General features: G+C 34.8%; 19 protein-coding genes, 1 tRNA gene and 1 pseudogene. 11 read left to right on the top strand and 10 right to left on the bottom strand.

All coding sequences use genetic code 11. From position 1 onward, the window contains the following. The first annotated feature begins 98 nt into the window (after positions 1 to 98). The 3 genes from IPN31_15390 (at position 99) to IPN31_15380 (ending at position 8,876) form a co-directional block, all read left to right on the top strand. Positions 99 to 2,249, top strand: a complete 2,151-nt coding sequence (locus IPN31_15390; protein MBK8683258.1) for a T9SS type A sorting domain-containing protein — start codon at positions 99 to 101, stop codon at positions 2,247 to 2,249. Between the two features lie 232 nt (positions 2,250 to 2,481). Continuing rightward, complete coding sequence (locus IPN31_15385) at positions 2,482 to 4,131, top strand: T9SS type A sorting domain-containing protein (GenBank protein MBK8683257.1); 1,650 nt, start codon at positions 2,482 to 2,484, stop codon at positions 4,129 to 4,131. A gap of 65 nt (positions 4,132 to 4,196) precedes the next feature. Next, positions 4,197 to 8,876, top strand: coding sequence for a T9SS type A sorting domain-containing protein (locus IPN31_15380; GenBank protein MBK8683256.1), 4,680 nt, complete (start codon positions 4,197 to 4,199; stop codon positions 8,874 to 8,876). Between the two features lie 112 nt (positions 8,877 to 8,988). Here the strand turns inward: IPN31_15380 and IPN31_15375 are convergent, their stop codons facing one another. The 8 genes from IPN31_15375 to IPN31_15340 all read right to left on the bottom strand — a co-directional run bounded on the left by IPN31_15375 (position 8,989) and on the right by IPN31_15340 (position 18,337). Beyond that, a complete protein-coding gene (locus IPN31_15375) occupies positions 8,989 to 9,465 on the bottom strand; it encodes an OmpA family protein (protein ID MBK8683255.1) in 477 nt (158 codons plus the stop codon). Then, entirely contained in the window at positions 9,465 to 12,062 is a 2,598-nt protein-coding gene (locus tag IPN31_15370; GenBank protein MBK8683254.1) for a T9SS type A sorting domain-containing protein, read from the bottom strand. Before IPN31_15370 ends, IPN31_15375 begins: the two co-directional genes overlap by 1 nt. Positions 12,063 to 12,121: 59 nt before the next feature. Further along, positions 12,122 to 12,496 carry a fluoride efflux transporter CrcB gene (crcB, locus tag IPN31_15365; protein ID MBK8683253.1) on the bottom strand — a complete coding sequence of 125 codons (375 nt, stop codon included), beginning with the start codon at positions 12,494 to 12,496 and terminating at the stop codon, positions 12,122 to 12,124. 24 nt (positions 12,497 to 12,520) lie between these two features. Beyond that, a complete protein-coding gene (locus tag IPN31_15360; protein MBK8683252.1) occupies positions 12,521 to 13,045 on the bottom strand; it encodes a flavin reductase in 525 nt (174 codons plus the stop codon). A 54-nt stretch (positions 13,046 to 13,099) separates the two neighbouring features. Then, the gene (locus IPN31_15355; protein ID MBK8683251.1) at positions 13,100 to 14,716 is read right to left on the bottom strand and encodes an alkaline phosphatase family protein; all 1,617 of its coding nucleotides are present in this window, start codon (positions 14,714 to 14,716) and stop codon (positions 13,100 to 13,102) included. 229 nt (positions 14,717 to 14,945) lie between these two features. After that, positions 14,946 to 15,770 carry a universal stress protein gene (locus tag IPN31_15350; protein MBK8683250.1) on the bottom strand — a complete coding sequence of 275 codons (825 nt, stop codon included), beginning with the start codon at positions 15,768 to 15,770 and terminating at the stop codon, positions 14,946 to 14,948. A gap of 82 nt (positions 15,771 to 15,852) precedes the next feature. Beyond that, on the bottom strand, positions 15,853 to 16,668 hold the full coding sequence (locus tag IPN31_15345) for a universal stress protein (protein MBK8683249.1): 816 nt from the start codon (positions 16,666 to 16,668) through the stop codon (positions 15,853 to 15,855). Between the two features lie 91 nt (positions 16,669 to 16,759). Then, the gene (locus tag IPN31_15340) at positions 16,760 to 18,337 is read right to left on the bottom strand and encodes a choice-of-anchor L domain-containing protein (GenBank protein MBK8683248.1); all 1,578 of its coding nucleotides are present in this window, start codon (positions 18,335 to 18,337) and stop codon (positions 16,760 to 16,762) included. Positions 18,338 to 18,498: 161 nt separating this feature from the next. Between IPN31_15340 and IPN31_15335 the strand changes: the two genes are divergently transcribed. Next, on the top strand, positions 18,499 to 19,209 hold the full coding sequence (locus tag IPN31_15335; GenBank protein MBK8683247.1) for a methyltransferase: 711 nt from the start codon (positions 18,499 to 18,501) through the stop codon (positions 19,207 to 19,209). 240 nt (positions 19,210 to 19,449) lie between these two features. Here the strand turns inward: IPN31_15335 and IPN31_15330 are convergent. Together IPN31_15330 and IPN31_15325 are read right to left on the bottom strand one after the other, a co-directional pair. Beyond that, positions 19,450 to 19,716, bottom strand: a pseudogene (locus tag IPN31_15330) (hypothetical protein). A 12-nt stretch (positions 19,717 to 19,728) separates the two neighbouring features. Continuing rightward, positions 19,729 to 21,270, bottom strand: a complete 1,542-nt coding sequence (locus IPN31_15325; protein ID MBK8683246.1) for a glutamate--tRNA ligase — start codon at positions 21,268 to 21,270, stop codon at positions 19,729 to 19,731. A 77-nt stretch (positions 21,271 to 21,347) separates the two neighbouring features. On the opposite strand from IPN31_15325, the gene IPN31_15320 reads away from it, so the two are divergent. The 7 genes from IPN31_15320 (at position 21,348) to IPN31_15290 (ending at position 25,125) form a co-directional block, all read left to right on the top strand. Next, positions 21,348 to 21,977 carry a polysaccharide deacetylase family protein gene (locus tag IPN31_15320; protein MBK8683245.1) on the top strand — a complete coding sequence of 210 codons (630 nt, stop codon included), beginning with the start codon at positions 21,348 to 21,350 and terminating at the stop codon, positions 21,975 to 21,977. Next, positions 21,964 to 22,740 (top strand): TatD family hydrolase, encoded by a 777-nt coding sequence (locus IPN31_15315; GenBank protein ID MBK8683244.1) that lies wholly within the window; start codon positions 21,964 to 21,966, stop codon positions 22,738 to 22,740. Before IPN31_15320 ends, IPN31_15315 begins: the two co-directional genes overlap by 14 nt. Before the next feature lie 68 nt (positions 22,741 to 22,808). Continuing rightward, positions 22,809 to 22,896: transfer RNA gene (locus IPN31_15310), tRNA-Ser, on the top strand. Between the two features lie 116 nt (positions 22,897 to 23,012). Beyond that, positions 23,013 to 23,744 carry a MotA/TolQ/ExbB proton channel family protein gene (locus tag IPN31_15305; GenBank protein MBK8683243.1) on the top strand — a complete coding sequence of 244 codons (732 nt, stop codon included), beginning with the start codon at positions 23,013 to 23,015 and terminating at the stop codon, positions 23,742 to 23,744. An 18-nt stretch (positions 23,745 to 23,762) separates the two neighbouring features. Next, the gene (locus IPN31_15300; protein MBK8683242.1) at positions 23,763 to 24,083 is read left to right on the top strand and encodes a hypothetical protein; all 321 of its coding nucleotides are present in this window, start codon (positions 23,763 to 23,765) and stop codon (positions 24,081 to 24,083) included. Positions 24,084 to 24,093: 10 nt separating this feature from the next. Then, on the top strand, positions 24,094 to 24,648 hold the full coding sequence (locus IPN31_15295) for a biopolymer transporter ExbD (protein MBK8683241.1): 555 nt from the start codon (positions 24,094 to 24,096) through the stop codon (positions 24,646 to 24,648). A gap of 6 nt (positions 24,649 to 24,654) precedes the next feature. Beyond that, positions 24,655 to 25,125: a biopolymer transporter ExbD gene (locus IPN31_15290; protein ID MBK8683240.1), complete on the top strand. Its 471-nt coding sequence runs from the start codon at positions 24,655 to 24,657 to the stop codon at positions 25,123 to 25,125. The last annotated feature ends 144 nt before the right edge of the window (positions 25,126 to 25,269 follow it).

Below are 25,269 nucleotides of genomic sequence, written 5' to 3'. Positions count from 1 at the left end.
CCAAGGTTGGCAGCCAATCCTTTCTGTGCTCACAGAATCTCTGCGAATAACTCTGTGAGAACATGAAAAGCTTAATCAACTTCGCTTACATTTGTTGAATGAAATATTTACTCCTTTCATTTATTTTATTTATTTGCTGTTCCCTATTTGCACAAGTGCCTGCTGATGGTTTGGTAGGATTTTATCCGTTTAATAATTCTACAATTGATTCAAGCACATTTCACAATGATGCTATTGCGGGTGGTTGCTCTTTTACAGTTGATAGATTTGGAAATGAAAATGCAGCTCTTGAAATGAATGGTATTTCCGATTCATTGATAATTCCAATTCCTGAACTTGCTCCACTGCCAAGTGATTTTACAATTTCTTTTTGGATGAAAACAAATTCACCCGAAAAACTGAATCTCTTTTCACTGAAAGATTCACCTAACGATACTATCAATAATTTTGAAATTCAATTCAGTTCTACAAGCAGCTTGCAATCTATACTGGAAATTTACTACGGTTTTTATACTTACTGGAATGGTTCAGGTTGGGGGGATAATTATTTAGCAGAAGGTGCTGCAGGTACATGGTATGATGGACGTTGGCATCATCATGTATTAACCAGAACCAATGACACCTTAAGCGTTTGGCATGAAGGGCTAAACTATACATCTGTGTATTACGAACATTATGCAGGACCAATTGGAGATGCGTTGAATTTTGTTGTTAGTGCAGCACCAAATAAATTGAAAGGAACAGTAGATGATATTGCATTTTATAATCGTGCATTATCCGAAATTGAAATACTGAATTTATTTCATGATCATAATCCATTTAATTTTATTGACCCAAAATCCACAGATGCATATTTTGAAGGAGATACAATTTTGGTAAGATGGGATTTTGATGCAACACAAGTAAGTGATTCCATTGATTTGGAATATCGTATTAATGAAACCGGCGATTGGATACTTACAGATCAAAATCATTTGGTGGAATATTTTTTCTATCCCTTTGTAATGAATTATCCGATAGGAACAAAAGTGGAATTACGCATTACTGATAGATTAAATACAGCAAACACAAAAACTGTCGGGCCATTTATTGTTACAGATTATCAATGGCAATTAGTAAACGACTCACTACCGTTTACACCAAGAGATGGAAGTGGATTAGTAAATTTTAAAAATAAAATGTGGTTGTTCGGTGGATGGGATCCTCCTTATCATGAACCCTTTTATACTTGCAGTGAAATCTATAGTTCAACAGATGGAATTAATTGGGAATATCATGGTGAAGCCCCCTGGCCAGCACGCCATATTTCGGGTTGGCTTGTGCATGAAAACTTCATTTATCTTATAGGTGGCGATCCGCAATCTGGTGCCCTGAGTGATGTTTGGAAAAGTGATGATGGCATAAACTGGATACAGTTATTGGATTCCATTCCCTATTTTTTACCACACCGGCACAGTATAAATGTGGCAAGTGTAAATCATACATTATTAAATTTTGGAGGGCAACAAGTGGATTATGTTTCGGGTGGATTAAATCAGGTTTGGAGAAGTACCGATGGTATTGATTGGGAACAATTACCGGATGCCCCATGGACAGGCAGAGGAATGATTTTAAATAATTGCGTAGATACAATAAATAATGTCGCATGGATGCTTGGTGGTGGCAGACTTTGGGACAGGCGATGTTATAATGAAGTTTGGAATACTGCAGATGGTGAAAGTTGGAATCTTGTAAATGCAAACCCACCATGGCAAGCGAGGTATTGGCATACAGTTGCATGGTTTGATAATAAAATGTGGGTGATAAATGGAGTAGTAAATCAAACAGATAATAATGAAACATGGTACAGTGCAGATGGTATTACATGGTATGAATTAAAGTATCCGAAATATTTACCACGACATGCACATTCAACAACTGTGTATGATAATGCATTATGGATGATGGCAGGAATTGCTTCTAACGATAGTTGGAAACTTGTAAATACAAGTCCTCCAATTGTTGAACAAATACAAAATCAGAAATTTATTTTTAATGTGTTTCCAAATCCTGCGAATAAAATATTGCAAATAACTATTTCACCTGATGTAGAAATTTTAAGCATCCGCACATATAATTATTTGAATCAATTTGTGTCGGTAAATTTTAAAAATAATCAAGCCAACATCTCTCATCTTGATGCCGGTATATATTTTACAGAAATAATTTCTGAATCAGGCAGGTGGGTACAGCAATGGATTAAATTATAGATACTATTCTCACTTTCCCATAATCTTAAATTCCAATCGCACATGTATTTTTGTCCCAGCATGTTCGCCACATTTTACATTAGTGCGTGCAAGGCTATATTTGGTCAAACCTGCTTATACTTTTATTTGAACAATACAGGAAGCAAATAGCATTTTCCATTACAAAAAAGCCCGTATTCTATTCTTTCTTATTTAACAAAAAATCCCTACCTTCCTTTCCAATTCTTCCATTATGCAAAAAGCAAAATATTATATCACCTCATTTTTACTTGCAATTGCTTTTACTATAAATGCACAATTACCCACAGGACCGGAGATAGTATGGCAGAGATGTTTTGGATCAAGTGGAGTTGATTATTTCATTGACGTAATAAAGTTAGCCGATAGTAGTATCCTTACTTCTCAAGTCTATGGATTTCCTGATGGTGATGCTGAAGGGCTCTATGAATTATCAGTGCCTGCAATTCTCACCAAGTTTACATCTGATTTAGAGATCATTTGGCAAAGATATTTTGGAGGAAACACATGCGGAAGCGGAATAACCAATATTATACCCTTGCCTGATGGAACAATAATGACTGCTGGTGGAACCTGCTCAACTGATGGTGATTTCACCGATAATCATAGTGATGCCGGAGATATTTTCTTATTGAAAACGGATGTAGATGGCAATAAATTATGGAGTAGGTGTTATGGAGGAAGCGCTAAGGATTATATTACAGGTTGCATTGCCACGCAGGACGGCGGATTTCTGATTACCGGATATACGGGTTCCTCAGATGGTGATATTCCATTTCATTACGGCGCATCGGCTTTTTATGATGCTCTTATTTTTAAAACCGATAGTGCAGGTAATATTGAATGGTTGAAAGTAATTGGGGGGACTTCTGTTGATTATGTGATTTCAAGTGTTGAAATAGATTCTGAGAAATATTTTTTTGCCGTAGCCAGCACCTCTGATGATATTGATTTTGAAGGCGTAGGTTTAGATGATTATGCCAAAGTATTGTATTTTGAAATTGATATTTCTGGCAATATTAATCAGAAATCCTATTATTCAGGTGATAATGAAATACGGGGATACATTAGTGCATCTAAAATACATGATGGTAAAGTATTGCTGGTTAATGTAGTAGCTGATAGTAGCAACTATGTAGAAAGTTTTGGAATGGAAGATGGTGTAATTGCAGTATTAGATGATTCACTTCATTTCAATACAATCAAAAATTTCGGAGGTAGTAAAAATGATGCATTGTTAAGAGTAGTTGCTGACGAAGCAGGTAATTATTATTTGTTAGGGTACAGTTACAGCCCTGATGGTGACCTGCCCGGAAACTATAATGATGGAGCCTATAACGACTATTGGCTCATGGCTACAGATCATAATTTCAATCTGCTATGGAGCCGCAACTTTGGAGGTAAATTCAATAATAACAAAAGTGATGTAAGTACATTACTAGGCAATTTGATTGTGGATGAAAATTATATTACTTGCTTCATAAGTTGTGTTGTGCCTGATAGCTTTCCTGATATGGACATTGAATGTGGCTTTCCAAGTTTATCGTCGGGTTACACTGATTCATGGATAGTTCGCTTTGATTTGAATACTGTTTCTGTTCAAGAGCCTTCAATAACACCAGATTTTTTCACAGTATATCCCAATCCAACCCAACATCAAATTACAATAACTATGAATCAAGATATTTCGCCATGTTATAATAATTATGTTGTGCTCATAGATATGAAAGGCAGAAAGTTAGCAGAAGCAGAATTTAATTATACCTATTCTATGGATGTTTCAAACCTTGCACCTGGTTTATATATGGTACTTGTATATTGCAATGAGTTTTTACAATATAAAAAAATTGTCATTCAACATTAAAAATAAAAGATATGAAAAGCTATTTATTCATTTTAATCCTATGTGTTTGTAACATGTGTTATATTATGTCTCAGACTATAACTTGTACTGATTCAGAATTCCCTTCTGACTGGAAAGCAATGGGGCCATTTGAATTTATAGATGGTAATGTAATGGGAAGAGTAGCTGCTATTTCACCGGATAGAAGCGATTTAAATAATATAATTATTGGCACCCGTGCAAGTGGTTTATGGCGGACAACAGATGGAGGCGGTACATGGAGCAATATAACAGGTTACAGTATACCTGCTTTGGGTGTAGATGGCATAGTAAGATTTGAAGATACCTATGATATATTATATGCAGTTTCAACCTTTACAGGTTCAGATCTGAATATTTATAATGCAGGCCTTATTTATTCCGATGATGGTGGGTATGTATGGAATGAAGTAGAAAGTTATCCGTCGGATTATCAGCTTAATGGTGATTATTTCACAACAGAAATTTTTCTTGAAGATGAATCAGATAAGGTTTGGTTAGGAAATAACAAAAAATTATTTTGCAGGAATGTCGGCGGTTTCTGGGAAAGCAGACCATCCTATGTTGGTGAATATGTCTTTGCTGACCTTGATGAATTCACAACTGATGATAACCACAGGATAGGAGAAGTAGATCTGGTACCTGGAAATGATGAATTTATTGTTGTGAGCCCATCACAGGGTTCAAATCTCGACTATATTTATTCTAAGGACGGCAGTGAACATTGGTATAGTTTTAACATTCCTCATTTACCTACTGTGCCTCTTGATGGTCATTATGAAATGACTGTATTGACTTCCATACCCACACCAAATAAGGCTTATACAATTTTTCTATTTAATATTTATGATGCAACTAATACTAAGGTTGGACATGATAACTATTTAACCCATTATGATCTTACTTTGCCTACACCATATGCAGGTTCTACTTATTCTATCAGCACTGATTTACTTAGTAGCGGCGTAATCTCCTATTTTGAAGTAATACCGGGTGATGGCTCAACTACTAATGATCAATGCTTTATTGGCAAAAGTCAAGATAGAATGCAAAGAGCTTCAATTCCTTCTACACCTTCCGATTTCAGTTTTTCTTCAATCAGTAACTACGCTGGTTTTGGGTCAAATTGCCATACTGATGTTCGGGATGTAAAAACACTATATGATTTTAGTGCTGGTAAGTATATATGCTTCATAGCTCATGACGGTGGGGTAAGTATGGCAGAGGATTTATTAAACACAAACAGTGATAGTGATTGGAATAATATTAATGGTGTAGGTTTATCCATAACGGAATTTGTTGGATTCGGAAATTCCGAATTGGAAAAGGAAAGAGTTTTAGCTACTGCCGTTGATGGAAACTCAAAACGTAGAATGATATCTACAACACTACCAAATGATCCAACTTTTTATCAGGGACCAGGTGGTGATAGCTACGATTGTGCTGTTTCTACAACTGATGTAGATAGAGGCGTTTTAATTACCAATAGTTTCGGTACAAAAGATCCGGCTAATACTAAAGGTTATACTTTTTCAACTAATGTCACACAATCGATCACTTATTCCAAAGCTGATGGTGCTGATGAAGGTTCTGCCCTTGATAACTATGCTTTACGTCCTTTGAATTTTGATAATCAGGATCGTATATGGAATGGAACTACTGATGTTTTTATGTACCCGGATTATGTGAATACATCTACTTCATATGAAGCCATTACTTATTCTTTTCATAAATGGAATACTTTGCCCCCTTCCGAACGAATTACAAATAATGTATTAACGGCTTATAAATGTGTTGAAGAATATCCTTCACCGGGTAAAACAGCATGTTATTATGTAACTAAAAAAGAAAGATTGTTAGGTACACCTTATGCAGATCCGGTGAAGATTGTATATCAAGAGTATGATCCGAGTTTCATTGGCAATGAATATTTTTTTTGGAATGATATAACCCCATTTTTTGATGAAGATGAAGACCCATCAAATGGAATTTCAAATCAATTTGATTTGGCATTTGCAAGCGACCTTGAAATAAATAGTGATAATCCTAATCAGATTTGGGTTTCTTTTGGTGGAAATACACAAGGAGGTAATGGTCAAATTTTGGAGTATATATTAGAGGATGATGCTTTGGCTAAAGTGGGCAAAGTATATTTTTATGATAAATCAACAAATATCTGGACTAATCGCTCTGAGGGCTTACCACCAAATCCTGTTTTGTGTCTGGAATATTTAAAGGGTTCAGATGATATCATTTTTGCCGGAACAGATGTAGGTGTTTACATTTGGAATAAAACTGAAGAGCAATGGGAGTGTTATGATACGGAGGATAAGCTGCCTTATTGTAGTGTGAATGAATTAGAAATAAATTATTGCACCATGACATTACGTGCTTGTACCTACGGTTTTGGCATTTGGGAAACCCCACTTCCCATCGGTACATATTACAGCCGCCCGGGTGCTCCTGCACTTGAAATAACAGGTGATATAACATGGTCGCAAAGCAATGACATTGGCAGAGATATTCGAATAAAACCCGGTGGCAGATTAACCATTCAAAATTGTGAAATCCGCATTCCTAAAGAGCATACTATAATTGTGGAGCGTGGTGCTGCTCTAATTTTAGATAGTGCTATTCTTGTAAATTATTGCGAGCCCTGGCTTGGTATTGAAGTATGGGGTAATACTTCCAAACCTCATCCATTAGTTACAAATGTTTTAAACGGAACTTATCCATCAGCAAGCGATGATCAGGGAGTGGTGTATTTAAACAACGACAGCAGAATAATAAATGCAGAAACTGCAATCAGCACTTATAAATCTACACCCGAAGGTGATGCATCTGCATTTCGTGGTGGAATAATTATCGGTGAATCTTCTTCACTTATTAATAATCAACTCGCAATTCGTTTTATGCCTTATGATTATCCTGTAGGCGGAGCATATGATACGGATGATGATAATATTTCGTATTTCAAAAACTGCACTTTCAGTATGGATGATGCATATATGTTTGAAGATATTTCTGACTATCAAATTTTTCTTTGGGATGTGGATGGCATAGATTTTCTAGGTTGCGATTTTACAAATGGTATCGCACAAACAGACGTTACCGAAAGAGGCGAAGCCATCTATTCTGTAGATGCTACATACAAAGTGAGTAATTATTGCACCGATCCCTATTCACCTTGCGAACATTATGATAACTCTAATTTTACGGGATTTTTCCGAGCAATTGAAGCAGCCAATACACGCTATCTGCCTTTAGATATTACTATCACCTATAATGTATTTGATAATAATCAACGAGGTGTGTTATTAAGCAATGTTGAAAATTCTTCTGTTTTTCTAAATACATATTATGTCCCAGATCATGCATTAGTGAATAATTATGGAGTGTATTTAGAACAGAGTGAAGGATACAGAGTGGAAGAAAATAGTTTTGAAGGTATCGGTACCTTTATTCTTGCCTTACCATATAATGCCGGAATTTATGTAGGCAATAATTCAAATGCCGTTACAAAGATTTATAAAAACAGTTTTATAAATTTAGAAACAGGAATCAGAAGTCAAACTATAAATAAACGACTCCAATTAAAGTGTAATATATTTGATAATATTTATTTCTTCAATATTTACGTTACAAGCGGCGAATTAGAAAATCAAGGTAAATGCCTGAATGCATCTTATCCATTAGCTGAAAGAGTGCAGGCGCCAGCCGGAAATGTTTTTTCGAATGAGGTGGATCCGAACGGAGATATAAGAGTATTAAGTGCCGCAGAGCCATTTATATATCGCCATCATATTGATTTAGATCCGATGTATTATCAATCAACTAAAGTCACTTTAGATCAGTGTAATATTTACAGCACAGCAGGTGATGCATGTCCATCTTATCTCGAAGGTTCCGGTTCGGCATCTATGATGATGAGTATGGCAGAAGAGATAGAAGATGTAATAAATACAATTACATCTGAAATTGATGCTATTGCATTTTCTGCATCAGAATTAACGGTAGAAGAATTAGAAGAAGACCTCAGTATTTTTGAAGCAGAAAAAGAATATTACACTACAGAAGCAGTTGACTTATATATTGCAGAACAAAAAACGGATTCAGCAATTGCCATATTACAAAATGAAGAAGCACAATGGGCACAACAGCGATTAGTAGAAGTGTATATGCTAACCGGTGATTTTGAAAATGCAAATGCACAATTAAAAACATTGGCAACAGATGAACTTGCCACACAGGATTTTGTATCACTGATGGAAGTTTTGATTAACATGCAAAGCAATGGCAGAAATTTAGATTCATTAACCGAAAAAGAATTAGCAATAATAGAATCTTTACACGGCAAACAAAGTCCATCAGGAGTTGCAGCAGAAAATATTTTGCAACTCATAAACAAAATAGATATACCCGAAGTATTTGATGCAGAAACGGAAGAAGATATGCGCTATGCAAATACCGAAATTACATCTGCAATAAAAGTTTTTCCAAACCCAACTACCAACGAATTATTTATTGACTTAACTGCAATCACCGAAACACAAATTCCGGTGCGCATAGTTATTTATAATTTAATAGGTAATAAAATTTCGGAGCAGGAATTTTTAGCCGGAGAAATACAAAAAATTGCACTCAACAATTTCAGTACAGGTATTTATTTATTGCAGTGTTATCAGGAAAATATTTTGTTGCATACAGAGAATGTGATGGTGGAATAGTAGAGAGTATCGAGTAGTGAGTATCGGGTATTGAGTAGTGAGTATTCTCATAAGCTTTGATGTTATTACAGAGTTCTCTTCAAGTAACTCTGGGAGAAATGAATTGTAAAGTCTATTCTTTCTTTTCAATAATCTTAAATTCCATACGCACATTTTTCATTTGTTCTTCTTGAGTGCATTCCACTTCGTCCGTACAATGATTTAATAATTGTGATTCACCATATCCTTTTGGTACTAATCTATTTTGAGGAAATTGACAGATGGTTACTAAATAGTTTCCAAACAAATTTGCTCGTTTTTGCGAAACATTCAAGTTGCGTTGCAAAGTACCAACGCTACTTGTGTGTGCACCAATTTCAATAATACAAGTATCCGGAAGTTGCGATAGTATATCGTAAATAGAATCATAATAATAATCGGCGATATACTGCTTATTGCTATCTAAAAACTGTCGGGGATAAGTGCGAAAAAATTCTCCGGTTAACGGCTTATTAAAATCAATTGTACTTGTATCAATAATATTTTGACTTTGCGAAATTGAATTCAACATTGCAGCAAACACAATTGACAAACACAGTTTATATAGCATCAGGATTTAATAAATTTCTGAACTGATTTTTTATTGCCCGTATTCACTTCTAAATAATACACCCCTGCACTGAGTTGATTTAATAATAATATATAAGGCACACTTTTATTTAATCCTACATTTTGTTGTTGCATTACTAATTTACCACTTGCATTAAACACAGAAATAATTGCTGAAGGAAAATATAATTCACTTACTATTTGCAATTGCTCTGTTGCAGGATTTGGATAAACAGTAAAATTATCTTTAGTCGGAATACTTTGAATTGCTACCGGAGGTTCTATAATTTCTTCTTCAAATAATTTAAAATCAAAAATTCCACGACCATGCGTACCGAATCGCAATGTTTTAATTGTATCTACATATTCAACACTCCAATACACTTGATATGGCGCATCTAATCCTGCGAAATCATACCAATAATTTTCTGCAGGTATATATACATAAGGCCCCACTTCTGTTGCTGCAAATAATAAACTATCCTCGGGTAAAATATCCATATCATATACTAAAGTGTATGGCAGTCCATCACTCATACTTGTAAAGCTTACACCGTTATCTGTTGATTTGTAAACTGCGGGATTACTGTAACCACTTCCACCAATATAAACAGTACCTAAATCAGTTTTGGAAGGAACAATACTGCTACCATAAAAGTAATGACTGTCAGGACCATCGAATACGGAATTTTTTGTCCATGTAACTCCTGCATCCGTGCTATAAAAAAAGTAACCCTTACTTGTCATTACATACCAATAATCTGTATTTAATTCTGATGATGCTATAGCGGCAATTGAACCTGCACTACCTGCACTAAAGTTGTAAGTTTTTTTCTCATAGTTTAATCCACCACCTGTATAATACACTCTGTACAAATAAGAATCACCAGTTGCACTTCCACCACCCAGCCACACTTGTTCAGGGTTCAACGGATCGGCCATTAAAGGAGGTATCCATAAATTTCCATAGCCAAGAAAATCCCAGGTATATAAGTCAACTCCACTTTTTGCAAGCATTGTAAATCCGGGGTAATTCATCCATAAATTATCGCCGCCATCGGAGCTTACAAGATGTCCGTAATCACCACTATAAATTTGTTCGAAATAATAATTACCACCTATATCATAAATGCTTTGTTGGTATCCCTGATCTTGTGCACCGGCATACATTATTTCAGGTAAAGCTTTATAAGTATATACATCATAAAACTGTGCATTGCGCATTCCAACTAAAGTAATATTTGTATTACTCACTCCGTAGTTTGCAGATTTAAATAAACCACCATCGGTACTAATTAATAATGTTTCAGCATTTGTTATTGTATCTAAATACGATTGAATAAAAGGAATATCCGCATGCAGTTTTGTCGCTTCTTGACCATAGTAATCATACCATTCATTGATTGTAGAAAAGGTAGTTCCTCCATTACTGCTTCTCACACAATTAACGCCACCATACCATAAATTGCCTTCTGTTTTTTGAGAGGCATTAAAACTATTTAAACTGAAATAAGTAAAGTTTACTATGCCTTTTTCATCCCATGAAACACCTGCATCCGCAGAGCGATAAAAAGTAGTTTTATTCGTTGTCCAATTTGCAGAAGCTAAGTATAAATATGTATCTGTTGTATTTTGAAATCCGCTCAACATATATACATTTCCTGTTGTGGTTGGCAGTGCTCCAACAGTAGTAATAGTTGCATCCGCATCCACCATTAATAAACTATCTTTTGCTGCGATATATGCTATCGGCATTCCATAACGAGGAGTCCACAATGCGAATTTATTTGAGTTACCATACGTCGCTTCATCCCAACAAAATATTTTATTAAAAGTGGTTCCTGTATCAATGGAACGATACAAACAAGTGTTCCATGCCCAAGCATCATAATCCCATTCCAATGCTAATAATAATATAGTGTGTGCTGTATCATTCAGCATTTCCACATCAAAAATATTTCCCCATATAGACACATCATCCAGTCCTGTTGCTTGTGTCCATGTAATACCTTCATCATGTGTTTTATAAAATCCTTGAGTGCCCCAATTATTTGCAGCCATCAATAATATTGTATCTATCTTGCGTAAAAAAATTGCATCTTGCACATTAAATCCATCATTAATTACACTCCAGTTAGCACCATCTAAATCGCTTTTCCATAAGTTGCCACCTTGTGAAAATGCATATACAGTATTTGTTGTAAAATCTACTTCGGATGCACGCATTCTACCTGCTACATTAAAGGGACCTACTTCATTCCATTTGCCGATGAGATTATCATTTGCAAGTGTATCCCATTCGCCTGCACGAGTACCTTTTAATTTATATTGTTCTGCACGTTCCTGCATTTTTTGAAAACGCAATTCTGCATCCATTTTTTTCCAATCAGTTCCCGGTGCAGCAGCATGCATAATTTTTATCCATTCCTCACGATCTTTTTTATTTTCATTCCCTTCCTTTTGTTGTTTATTAATTTCAGTTGGCTCGGGCAATGTTGTTTCTTGTGTATCTTTTTTTCTGGTTGCAAGAATCATTAAAACAATCAGAGTTAATAAAGTAGTACCGATGACAAGACTGAGTGCGATTTTCTTTTGCATTACAAATAATTAAGAAATAAAATTAAGATTTAAAACAATACGTTATCAAACAACAATTTTTATGAATGAAAAATTACTTTGCCCAAATATAAACCTGCAAAGCATAAACTGATTCCTATCACATTATTTAATAGCACATTCATTAATGCAATACCAATTGCATCATTTTCAACTAATCGTATTGTTTCTAAAGAAAAGGAAGAGAATGTGGTAAAGCCACCTAATAAACCGACGAATAAAAATGCTTTTGTGTATTCATTTAATTGAGGCGCTGCATTCCATAATAAACCAATAATTAATGAACCGATTGCATTTACTAATAAAGTGCCTATTGGAAATTCTCCTTTATAAAATTCAAAGGCTGCTAAATTCATGAAGTAGCGCAATACAGAACCTACTGCACCACCAATTGCTATCCAGAATATTTGTATCACAGCATAAAGTTACAGGCTGTAAATCTATTCTATATGATGATCCACAGACATGCGACGATAATTGCGATCGTAATATAATAATGGTTTTGCCTGATGATTTGTTTGTCCTGTATTTAATACCTGTCCGCCAACAATTACATGGGTTGACATATTGCGAATTTGAAATACTTCACAATCTAACCATGCAATACTTTCCTGTAAAATAGGGCAGCCGGTAGTTGCAGTAAAAGTGGCGATATTATGAAAGCGATCTTTTCCTTCAGGTAAAATTTTTTCACCTGAAAATTGTTTTGAAATATCTAAATGATCTTCACCTAAAATGGAAACAGAAAACTTTTTTGATTTGCGAATCAATTCTAATGTGCCTGCATTTTTATTTATACAAACAAGTACATGCGGAGGATCGAGAGTGATGGATGCAAATGCACTTACCGTCATGCCACTCTGCATCTTTTTATGTGTAGAACAAACTACTACTACACCACTTGCCCATAAGCGCATTGTTTTGCGCATGGCTTCCGGAATATGTAAATCAGTTTCTGTATTCATTGTAATTACTTATTGCACTCAACCATCATTATGTACTAATAGTTTATCCAGAAATTATTTCATTTCATCTATAACTCTGCCGATGCATCCACTGGGGGCTTTTATGCGTAACATCGCTGCTAATGTGGGGGCAATATCTGTTACTTCAGTTTTGCGCCATGTTTTTCCATTCGGAATTTTCCAACCATACCATAACAGTGGAACTTGTGTATCATAATTATACATGCTGCCATGCGTGGTTCCATATTTATAAGATCCCATCCAGTTAGCTTCATATAAGATTTCAATATCTCCACTGCGTTTTGCATTCACACCATTTACTACCATCGTTTTATAAACATCAGGAAGTTTTGCGTTGGCGATATTACTCAGGTTAATTACATTGGATACACCATCAACTGTAATTAAATAATTAAAGAGTACATCATTAATCATAGCAACCGTAATATTATTTTCTGCTAATTTTTTATGATTTAAAAAAATCTGATCATTGGAAAAATTGGCTATCAAATTATCTACTGGAAAATTGATTTTCATTACAGAATCAATTTGTGTTTGTAAAGCGGAGGAGCTTATTAATCCCGAAGGTACTTTTAATGATTGCATGTGTCCGGCGGCAGGCGCAACACCATGATCGGCGGTAAGAAATACCAAATAATTTCCGTCGCCGATTTTTGAATCTAAAAATTCAAATAATCTTGCTAAATCTTTATCTAATCGAATATAAGTATCTTCTGTTTCCATGGCATACGGTCCATAATAATGTCCTACATAATCAGTAGATGAATAACTTACACATAACATATCCGTGGTAGAATTTCCAAAGCCTAATTTTTCCTGAGCAATTGTTTCCAATGCAAAATCTGTAGTTAATGAATTGCCGAAAGGAGTGCCTTTAATTGCTTCCATTGATTTTGCATTTGATAATTTATGTGGAAATACAGATGTTGTTTCTCCTTCATCTCTGCGTTCCCACTCCACATTATCTACAGTACTATTTGTATAATTTATTTCAGGTAATAATAAATTCCAATCCTTGGAAATATAATCATTCGCTAAATGTTTTCCATTAAATGTTTGTACCCAATCCGGTAATGCTTGCATATAATAAGTGCTGCTTATCCATGCATTTGTATTTCCATCAAACCAATAGGCTGCATTTGCAGTATGACCTGCAGGTAAAATTGCGCCTCTGTCTTTTAGTGAAATACCAATCACTTTTGATTTATTATTGGATGCAATTTTCAGTTCATCGCAAATACTTGTGGTCAACATATTTACGGGTGACATTTTTCCAGCGGGCAGAGTCGATCCAACACCTTTTACGGATGAATCACCGGAGCAATACATAAATGCTCCAGATTGTTTATCGTACCAATCATTAGAAATAATTCCGTGAACAGCGGGCACAGAACCGGTATAAATACTTGCATGTCCCGGAGCAGTATAAGTAGGTATATAATTGTAATGATGATTTTCGCAAGAGAAACCATTTTTTACTAATCGTTTAAATCCACCATCGCTATAATTTTCCCAATAGCGATACAAAAAATCATAACTCATTTGATCAACCACAATTCCTACAACTAATTTCGGACGAGCATTTGTTTGTGCGTTTAACAACGAAGCAACGCAGAATAAAAATGTAAGTATGGATAGTTTTAATTGCATTTGAATAATTTAGAATAATTAAAATTTTGGATAAAACAATTTCCAGATTGTAACCCTTTAAATTGAAGATAGAATATTTTTATTTATACTATTCTGTCGAATAAAATTCTTTTTCTTCAATGTAAACAAATACCGGATAACATTTATCCTATATCAAAATTATTTGAGCAGCAGGTAACATCAATTCCAAAGGTTTATACTATGAAATTTCAATAGTATAATTAAAATTTTAAATAGCCTTTAACACCAGAACCGGAATATCTATTTCATTTGCTAACTCCTTAGTTACACTTCTATTAAACAGGCGCTCATAGAACAAACGTTTGTGTGTAAATACCACAAGCATATCAGTTGAATTATTTTGCAAATAATGTTCAATGCCTTCCACTACATTGGAATTTACTTCTGAGGCATAATTAAAATTATGAGTATGAAATTTTTCCTGCATAGTTGAAGCTAATTCGGTAAAATTATTTTTATTTCTTTGTTCCTCATCTGAAAAAATATGCAACATAGTAATGGTAGCATTTAGTTTAGAGGCAAAGTAAGTTACTGTTTCAAATTCTTCTTCAGTTTGATATAAGTCGCAAGCATCTACCATTTTTTTTACAGGTTTTAACTCTGCTTTTGCAGGTACCAATAATACAGGATACTTGCTGTTCATTGCCACATGTGCGGCAACACTTCCAATAAACACTTTTTCTAAACCAGTTAATCCTTTTCTACCGAGAACAATTAATTCTACATTTTCTTCTTGAGCCACTTTTTCAATAATGCGAGCAACAGGATATCCTATTTCAACTCGTAATTGTAAATTTAATTTTCTGCCAAATTCTGAGTCCAAACTTTCGGCGAATTCCTGAAATTTAAAATAGGCTTTTGTTTTCATTGATTCCAGTAACATGGACGACATGGATGCTGCAGGTGGCCCATCCATATAAACCACATTTAATAAAACGATTTCGCCTTGAATATTTTCGGTAATTTTTATTGCATATCGAAGCGCATGTTTTGATGCGTCTGAAAAATCAGAGGTAGCTAATATTTTTAACATAATAGTATGTATTAAATTTTGCGGTGAAGGTAAATAAAAGGCAATTAATAAAATGGTTATATAAAAATATTACACCATGATTTTAATTTTTTACAACAAGCATTGGCACTGCCGATTTTCCTGCCAAATCTTTGGTAATTCTATGGCTGAAAATACGATCCAGATAAACTTGTTTGTGGGGGAATACAGCTAACAAATCCGGATTTGTTTTATTCAGATATTTTATAATTCCTTTTACTGCACTTGTGTTGACCTCATATTCGAATCGCACATTATTAAATCCATATTTATCCATTGCTAATTCTTGAATTGTTTTTGCCTGGATACTATTTGCTCGGTCGGCATTATTGTAAACATGCAGCATAGTAACATTTGCTTTTAAGATTTCTGCAAATTTCATCATCCGCATAAAATCTCCTTCCGTTTGTTCTACACCGGTTGCATTCACAATAGTTTCAATACGTTTAATAGCTGCTTGCTGCGGAACAATAATAACTGGAAAAGCACTGTAAGAAACAAGATGTGTTGCCACATCACCCATTACCATTTGTTCTAAATTATGACGCATCCCTGCACCTGCAATTATTAAATCTGCATTTTCTTCCCGTGCAGCTTTCTCAATTACAGAATGTACTGAAGAACCATATTCAATTCGGTTAATGATTTTAGAAAATTTCGGTTGGGTAATTTCTGTAAGCAAATTTTCAAATTTATATTTTGCTCTTAACTTCAGTGATTCAATTAATTTATTGAACATAAAAGCCGGTGGTGGTCCATCCACATGCACTACATGAACAAGAATAAATGCAGTGTTCTCTGCATCAAATGCATTAAATGCATATTCCACCGCATGCTTAGATGCCGGTGTAAAGTCGGTTGCAACAATTATTCGTACCATAGTTTGACAAAATACGGCAAATTGGCAAATCAAAAAAGTTTTTATAAAAAAAAGCGGGGAATGCCCCGCTTTTTTAAAAATTAATAGTTAATTATTTTATTTCAATTAATTGTGTACCAGTATTATTTCCGTCAGTAACAGTTATTGTGTACATGCCCGGAGTTAATTGGCTACAATTAACAGTAGTTGTATTTCCTGTAATTGATGTAGTGGATATCAAACGACCTTGAATATCACGCAGGGCAATTGTTCCCTCCATCATTTCAGTATTAATTGTAATTAAATCAGTAGCAGGATTTGGATACAATTGGAAATTAATTGCCTGCAATGCATCTATTCCTTGTGCACTTTCAATAACAACTGATTTACATATAGAAGAAGTACAACCCTGATCATTTGTAATTGTTAAGCAAACTTCATAAGTGCCGATTGCTACATATGCATGAATTGGATTAGGTCCTGTAGAAGAAGTACCATCACCAAAATCCCAATTGTATTCAACGGCTGCATCAGAATTATCACTGAATGTAACTTCACTTGCAGTTGCTTCATAAGTAAAATCTGATTTCAGTTTATCTTGCAAGGTAACAATTACACTATCATACACATATAATGATTGCGGATTGTATAAATAAAGAATTACTGTTTCTGCAGATTCAATTGCTGCATCTTCAATTGGTATAATGGGTAAAGTTGCTGTTGACATTCCTGCAGGAATAATTATCTGACTGGAAATTTCTTCATAATCCACGCCTTCTGTTGCAGTACCTGCTACATAATAATTAATCACTAAATCCATATCACTTGGAACATAGTTCGTGAATTCAATATAACCATTGGAACAACCTTCGGCAGCACTATTGCTTTCACCATCGCCATAATAAGCAGTACCCATTCGTAAGCTTCCTAAACTACCGGTTTTAAGAAATACACCTGAGTCTAAAATCATATCACCTGCATCGGCAATTGCAATTTTCATGTGATAGGTTTCTCCTGCGGTAACTGCAATACTGCCATCTAATACTGTTGTCAATCCATCGTATTGCACATACATACTATCACTCATATAAGGATCTTCATAACCATCGCCATTATTTACATAATAATCAGAATAACTTATGTCATTCACATTATTAATTGCAACTGGAACATCAGTTCCTGGAATGGTTGCAATATTTACAGGATCAGGAATTCCGGGACCACTAACCCAAAATGCAAATACATCATTAAATGCAGAGCCTACAAACTCTAAATATTCTTCTGAACCGAAAACATAAGAAATGCGGACTGTATCGGCGGCAACTGTCATATCAAATTCGATAACACAGGCATCATAAGTATAATATCCCGGAATTAAAGCATCCAAATCGACATCGCCATCTGTATCTAGAAATCCGCTTGCTCCGCCGTTTGCATTTGGTCCGAGAGCATTTGCAATTGTACCGGAAGTAAGAAGAATTCCTTCATCAATTCCAACGTAAGCTGAGGATGCATTATAAAATCCCGATCCCGATTCACCACATGTTCTCGTGAGATTGGTAATAGTAACACCCGGACCTGCGAGTGAATAAATAAAAGTGGTATCATTTGATTCTTCTGTTACCACAAGTTGTGCATTTACAGTATATATAAATGCGCAACAAATAGAGAGGAGTAAAATTTTTTTCATTGCTATTTTATTTTTATGAGAAATAAATGTAGAAATAATAGTTTTATAAAACGAATATTAATATTTGTTATAAACCATTTACGAGTTTAAAATGACACTGTAGGGATATTTACCTTTTATTTATAATGAGATCCAGCATAAAGCAATTTAAAATTTTATATATGTTTCAATTTAAACAATTTGCTATTCAACAAGAAAAAGTAGCTATGAAATTAGGTACGGATGCGATATTGCTTGGCAGTTGGGTTGATATAGAAAATGTTTCTTATGCACTTGATATTGGCAGTGGCACTGGTATTCTTGCATTGATGATTGCACAGCGAAATAGCATTGCATTGATTGATGGAATTGATATTAATAAAGATGCTGTTGAGCAAGCAAAAGCAAATGTGTTGGCGTCACCATGGGCGAATCGAATTCATATTTTGCATTCGAATTTGCATAATTATTTTCACACTTGTAAGAAGAAGTATGATTTAATTATTTGCAATCCTCCATATTTCAGCAATGGATTTCCTGTTGCTGACATTGGAAGAAACATTGCCCGTGTTGCAGAAAATCTTGATAGTGAAGTATTGATTTCTGCTTCTCAACATTTGCTTTCAGAAACCGGAAAGCTGGCAGTAATTCTTCCTTTTGAAACTGCAGAGAAATTTTTGAAATCAGCACTACATAACAAATTGTTTTGCCATCGAAAAACTATTGTTTATTCAAAAGCGGATAAGCCTCCAATTCGCATACTTGTAGAAATTAAAAAGCAACAATCAATAGTTCAGGAAAATATTATAATTATTGAAGGTGACAAACCTAATACTTACTCAGGCACTTTTAAAAATCTTACTGAAGAATTTTATTTACACTTCAGAAAATAAAAAAAGCCGCAATAAAAATTACGGCTTTAAAAAACATTGAATTAAAATCTATTAGTTATCGTCGAAATTATAATCATCTTCTTCACTGAAATCATCAGCATACTCATCTAAAAATTCTTCTTCATTTAAATCGCCTTCAATTTCATCTTCATCCTTACCTTTTTTCCCTTTGGCTTTTCCTTTTCCTTTACCTTCTACAAGTTCTTCTAAATCTTCCAGATCTTCATCAAATCCTGAGTCATCATCATCATCAAATTCGTCGAAATCATCATCGTCATCAAAATCATCATCATCGTCCGTGTCTTCCTCTTCATCACCCTTTTTAGCATAGGGGATGTTTTCCAGATCACGAAATTTTTTGTCGTCCACATGACTGTTCAGGAATTTGTTGATTTTATCAATTGGCATGTTCGAAGTAATTTCTCCGAACTCATTAATGCCCACTTCAAATCCTTCGAGTTCTTTGTGAACTTCGGGTTTTCCACTCATTGGTTTCTTCTTTGGCATAGCATTCAAATTTTAGTGCAAGGTATTAAATTTTTTAATTGCAAATATTAATCGGTTAACTGAAATATTTTTTCCAAGAACATGCATCATATTAAAAACCGGCGGGCCTTGTAATCCACCTGCCATAGCCAATCTTAAAATGGGCATTACTTCTCCTGAATTTAATTGATTATCGGTCATAAATTGCTTTACAATTTTCTCTAAATTTTCAACCGTAAAATTATCTGTATTTTCAAGTAATTCGGCAAGTGATTCAAAAATATTTGATTTTTCTTTTTTCCATTTTTTTCGAATGATAGTTTCATCATAAGATTCCACATCTTTAAAAAAGTAAATGCCTTGTTCGTATAGATCAGGAATAAATACAGCCCGCTCCTTCATTAATTCGCAAACTGCGGCTACATAATTTTTATCGGCTTTTATTTCATGTAAATCCAGAGTAGATTGAAGCAGTGTTGCTAATGCTTCGCCACTCCGCATTTTTATATGTTGCTGATTAATCCATTTGGCTTTTTCCGGATCGAATCGTGCACCGCTTTTACCCACTCTTTCTATAGTGAAGGCTTCAATTAATTCTTCGGGTGAAAACACTTCCTGATCGCCACCGGGATGCCATCCAAGCATAGCAAGAAAATTCATATATGCTTCAGGTAAAAATCCTCGCTCTGCCAACCCTGAAATTTTTTCTCCGGTCAATGGATTTTCCCAATCCAAAGTATAAATAGGAAAGCCAAGTCTGTCGCCATCCCGTTTGCTTAATTTTCCATTGCCTTCCGGTTTTAATACTAAAGGTAAATGTGCAAATAGAGGCATTGCTTCTTCCCAACCGAGATAGCGATATAATATCACATGTGTAGGTGCACTTGGCAACCATTCTTCTCCTCTTACCACATGTGTTATTTGCATCAGGTAGTCGTCAACCACATTGGCAAGGTGATAAGTAGGCATACCATCACTTTTAAATAACACTTTATCATCTAACTGATTTGAATTAAAAACCACCCATCCTCTTATCAAATCATTAAATTTTATTTCTTCATTGCGAGGCATCGAAATACGAATCACATAAGGAGTATTATTTGCCAAACGTTCTTTCACTTCATCGTGTGATAAGGTGAGAGAATTTTTCATGTATTGTCGGGTGATATGATCATAGGCCGGTGAAGGATTTCCTTGATCGGTCATTCGCTTGCGCATATCTTCCAATTCTTCCTGTGTATCAAATGCATAATATGCATTGCCACTTTCAATTAATTGCTGCGCATATTGCAGATACAAATGCTTGCGCTCACTTTGTCGGTATGGCGCAAATGGCCCACCGATATGTATGCCTTCATCAAAAGTAATTCCTGCCCATTTGCAACTATTAATAATGTAATCTTCTGCACCGGGAACAAACCTGCTTTGATCTGTATCCTCACTTCGCAAAATCAATGTACCGTTATTTTTTTTTACGAATAAATAATTGAACAATGCAGTTCTGATACCACCAATATGCTGAGGACCTGTTGGGCTGGGCGCATATCGCAATCTTACTTTCTTTACTGTACTCACATCGCAAAGTTAAAACATCGCACATAAGACATTGCAAGAAATGGATTAGAAAAATAAATTAGTATTATTGTTTATAAATGTATTGGATTAAAACACCTTGGTATGTGAAAGCAGTTTATCCCGGACTCATTTGGAATATGTCTGGGCAAAAAGAAATTTATCTTACGTTTGATGATGGTCCTGTGCCGGTGGTTACTGAAAAAGTGTTGGAATTGTTAAGCCGATACAATGCCGCTTCCACATTTTTTTGCATTGGAGAGAATATTAAAAAACATCCGGATCTTTTTGATAGAATTATTAATGAAGGTCATACCATTGGCAATCATACTTATAACCATTTGAATGGATGGAAATCTAAAGATGAAGAATACATTAATAATATAGAGGCCTGTAATACACTTGCAAATTCAAATTTATTCAGACCGCCCTATGGACGCATTGGAATAAAGCAAATTCAGCATTTGCGCAATCAATATCGTATAATAATGTGGGATGTGTTGAGTGGTGATTTTGATGTTGCGCAAACTCCGGAATCATGTGCTGATAATGTTATTCAACATACTGAATCAGGAAGTATTGTTGTATTTCACGACAGTGAAAAAGCAAAACATAATGTATTAGGTGCCTTGCCCCTTGTATTAAAATATTTTTCTGAAAAGGGTTTTACTTTTAAGCCTCTACCAAAAGCGATGAATGAATTTAATTGATACACATGCGCATATTTATTTGCCGGAGTTTGATGCCGACAGAGATAATATGATAGCGAATGCAAAAGATGTTATCAGAATTTATATGCCCAATATAGATTTAGAAACTATTGAGCCGATGTTGCAGTTACATTCTAAATATCCTGAAAAATGTTTTCCAATGATTGGTCTGCATCCATGTTCCGTGAAAGAAGATTTTAAAAGTGTGTTGGAAAAAATGGAAGAACAATTTCAAAATAAATCAACAACATTTTACGGTATTGGTGAAACAGGGTTGGATTATTTTTGGGATTTGAGTTTTAAGGATCAGCAAATTGCTGCATTTGAACAACAGATTATTTGGGCGAAGCAAATGCAGTTACCTATAATTATACATTCCCGCAATGCCACGGATGATTGCATACATATAATAGAGAAACATCAGGATGGAAATCTTACAGGAATTTTTCACTGCTTCTCAGGAAGTACTCAACAATTGGAACGAGCTATAAATACCGGGTTAATGATAGGAATAGGAGGAGTGGTAACATTTAAGAATGGTGGTCTTGACAAAGTTTTGTCAAATTATCATTTGAAGTCAATAGTGTTAGAAACTGATTCTCCTTATCTTGCACCGGTTCCTTATCGTGGTAAACGCAATGAACCGGCTTACATAAACCTGGTTGCAAAAAAATTATCTGAAGTTTTAGAACACCCTGTGGAATTAATAGTAGAAGTAACAAACAAAAATGCCAATAAGGTATTTAAATATGCCGGAGAGTAGAGTTAGTGATAAAATTAATGTTTGGTGCTATCGGTATTATTTTAAACCTTTGTCGCCCTTATTAAAATGGAGAGATGTCCGAGTGGTTTAAGGAGCACGCCTGGAAAGTGTGTATGCCTCTAAAGGGTATCGAGGGTTCGAATCCCTCTCTCTCCGCAGGAAATGGAGAATTATTTTTTTAAAAATTTAACTTGCTATTTCGTGTACACGTTTAAAATTGCTTTATTTGTATCTCAATCTTTTAAATATCTAATAAAAACAAATTTCACTTTATGAAAAAGTTGATTGGAATTATCGCCCTGTTAGGGGTATTTGTTATCATCCCTGGTGTGTTAATGGCACAGGATGCTGCTGAAGAAGTAGTTGCCAGCGAAGGTGGTATTACTTTAATGAAACGCTACTTTATAGAAGGTGGCTGGGCTTTTATGTCTACTATTCTTGTTTGTCTTATTCTCGGACTTGCTTTTTGTATTGAGCGTATCATTACTTTAAGTCTTGCTGATATCAATGCAGATAAATTATTGGCAAATATTGAAAAGTCTTTAGTTGCAAAAGATGTGGAGAAAGCGAAAAGTTTTTGCAAAGCAACACGTGGTCCTATTGCTTCAATCATGTATCAGGGTCTTACCCGCACCGACGAAGGAATTGATATCGTAGAGAAAACTGTTTCTTCTTATGGATCTGTTCAAATGGGTCAATTAGAAAAAGGGTTATCCTGGATTTCATTATTCATTGCATTGGCGCCAATGCTTGGATTCTTTGGAACAGTAATCGGGATGGTTCAGGCTTTTGATGATATCGCTAACGCCGGAGCTATTTCAGCAACCATTGTTGCAAGCGGTATTAAGGTAGCATTATTAACTACAGTATTCGGGCTTATTGTTGCCATTATTCTGCAAGTATTTTACAACTTTATTGCCTCTAAAATTGAAAGTATTGTAAATAAAATGGAAGACAGTTCAATCACTTTCATAGATTTACTTGTGAAGAATAAAATTGCCTGACCAATAAAATAATTACTAATGGAAAGTTTAATGACAAATATTGTTCTGCCTGCAGGCGTTATACTTATTGCTATTTGTACAATATTATTTGTATTCTCTTTATTCGCAGGTATATTTCAAAATTTAAAAGGTTCTTTAAAACTATTGATTGGTGTGGGTATCATACTGGTTATATTTTTTATATCCTTTGCAATGGCTTCCGATGTAAATCCGGCTGCTATTGATGTGAGTGGAGGTACTGTGAAATTTGTTACAGCAGGAATTATTACTATGGCGGTGCTTATTATTGTAGCTGTGGTTACAGCTATCGGTACTGCGATTGTTGATGCATTTAAATAAACCGAAGAATATGCATAAAAGAAAGAAAAAAGATGCGCCTGAAGTAAATGCCAGTTCAATGGCAGATATTGCATTTCTATTGCTGATATTTTTTCTGGTAACTACCGAGATAAGTATTGACGAAGGAATTAATGTAACCTTACCACCTTATACCGATGTGCCACCACCTCCTGTAGAATCTAACAATAGAAATACATTAACAGTGAATGTGAATTCACGTGACCAGTTGCTGGTAGAAGAAAATGTTATGGAAGTAACTCAACTCAGAGATTTTACCAAAAAATTTATTAATAACAATGGTGCAGATCCTACAATGTCGGATAGTCCTTTGGATGCAATTGTTTCTTTTAAAGGAGACAGAGGTACTTCTTATAATATGTATATCGAAGTATATAATGAATTGAGAGGAGCCTATTCTGATTTGAGAGATGATGTCTCGAAACGAAAATATGGTAAGGTAATGAATGACCTGACAGATTCAGTTCGTATTGATGAAATAAAAACTATGTATCCTATCCGGATTTCTGAAGCGGAGCCTACAGAATTCGGAGCGACTAAAAAATAAAAGAATATGCCTCAGTTTGTCAAGAAACCAAAAAAAATACCCGGGATAAGCACATCTTCGCTACCGGATATTGTATTTATTCTATTGTTCTTCTTTATGGTGGCTACTCGTTTGCGTGAAACTGAAATTAAAGTAAAACAATCATTGCCGCAAGCTACAGAAATGGAAAAATTAGAGAAGAAAGATTTGCTCAGTTACATTTATGTAGGTGCGCCAGAAAAAATGTATCAGAAAGAATTAGGTACATCGCCAAGGCTCCAATTAAATGATCAGTTTGCAGATGTTTCTGATATTGCCGCTTTTGTGGAAACCGAAAAACAAAAAATGCCTTCGGAGAATCGTGCTAAAATTATTATGGCGCTAAAAGTGGATAGAGATGTAAATGTGGGAATCTTGACGGATGTAAAAACAGAATTGCGAAAAGCAAATGCTTTAAAAATTACTTATATTACTACAGGTCGTATTGAAAAGAAATAATTGATTTAAAATTTTTTATATAGAAAGCTCCTGAATGTCCGGGAGCTTTTTTTTGCAGTAATAAATTTTTTCTTTTTCAGATTATATTTTATTCATAAGGATTATTTTAATCCTCTATCAAAATTTAATTTTTGAAATAAGGAA

This window comes from Bacteroidota bacterium, assembly GCA_016715425.1.
GTDB lineage: Bacteria > Bacteroidota > Bacteroidia > Chitinophagales > BACL12 > JADKAC01.
The sequence above is the reverse complement of the archived record's forward strand: the minus strand, read 5'-3'. Positions and strand labels throughout refer to the sequence as shown.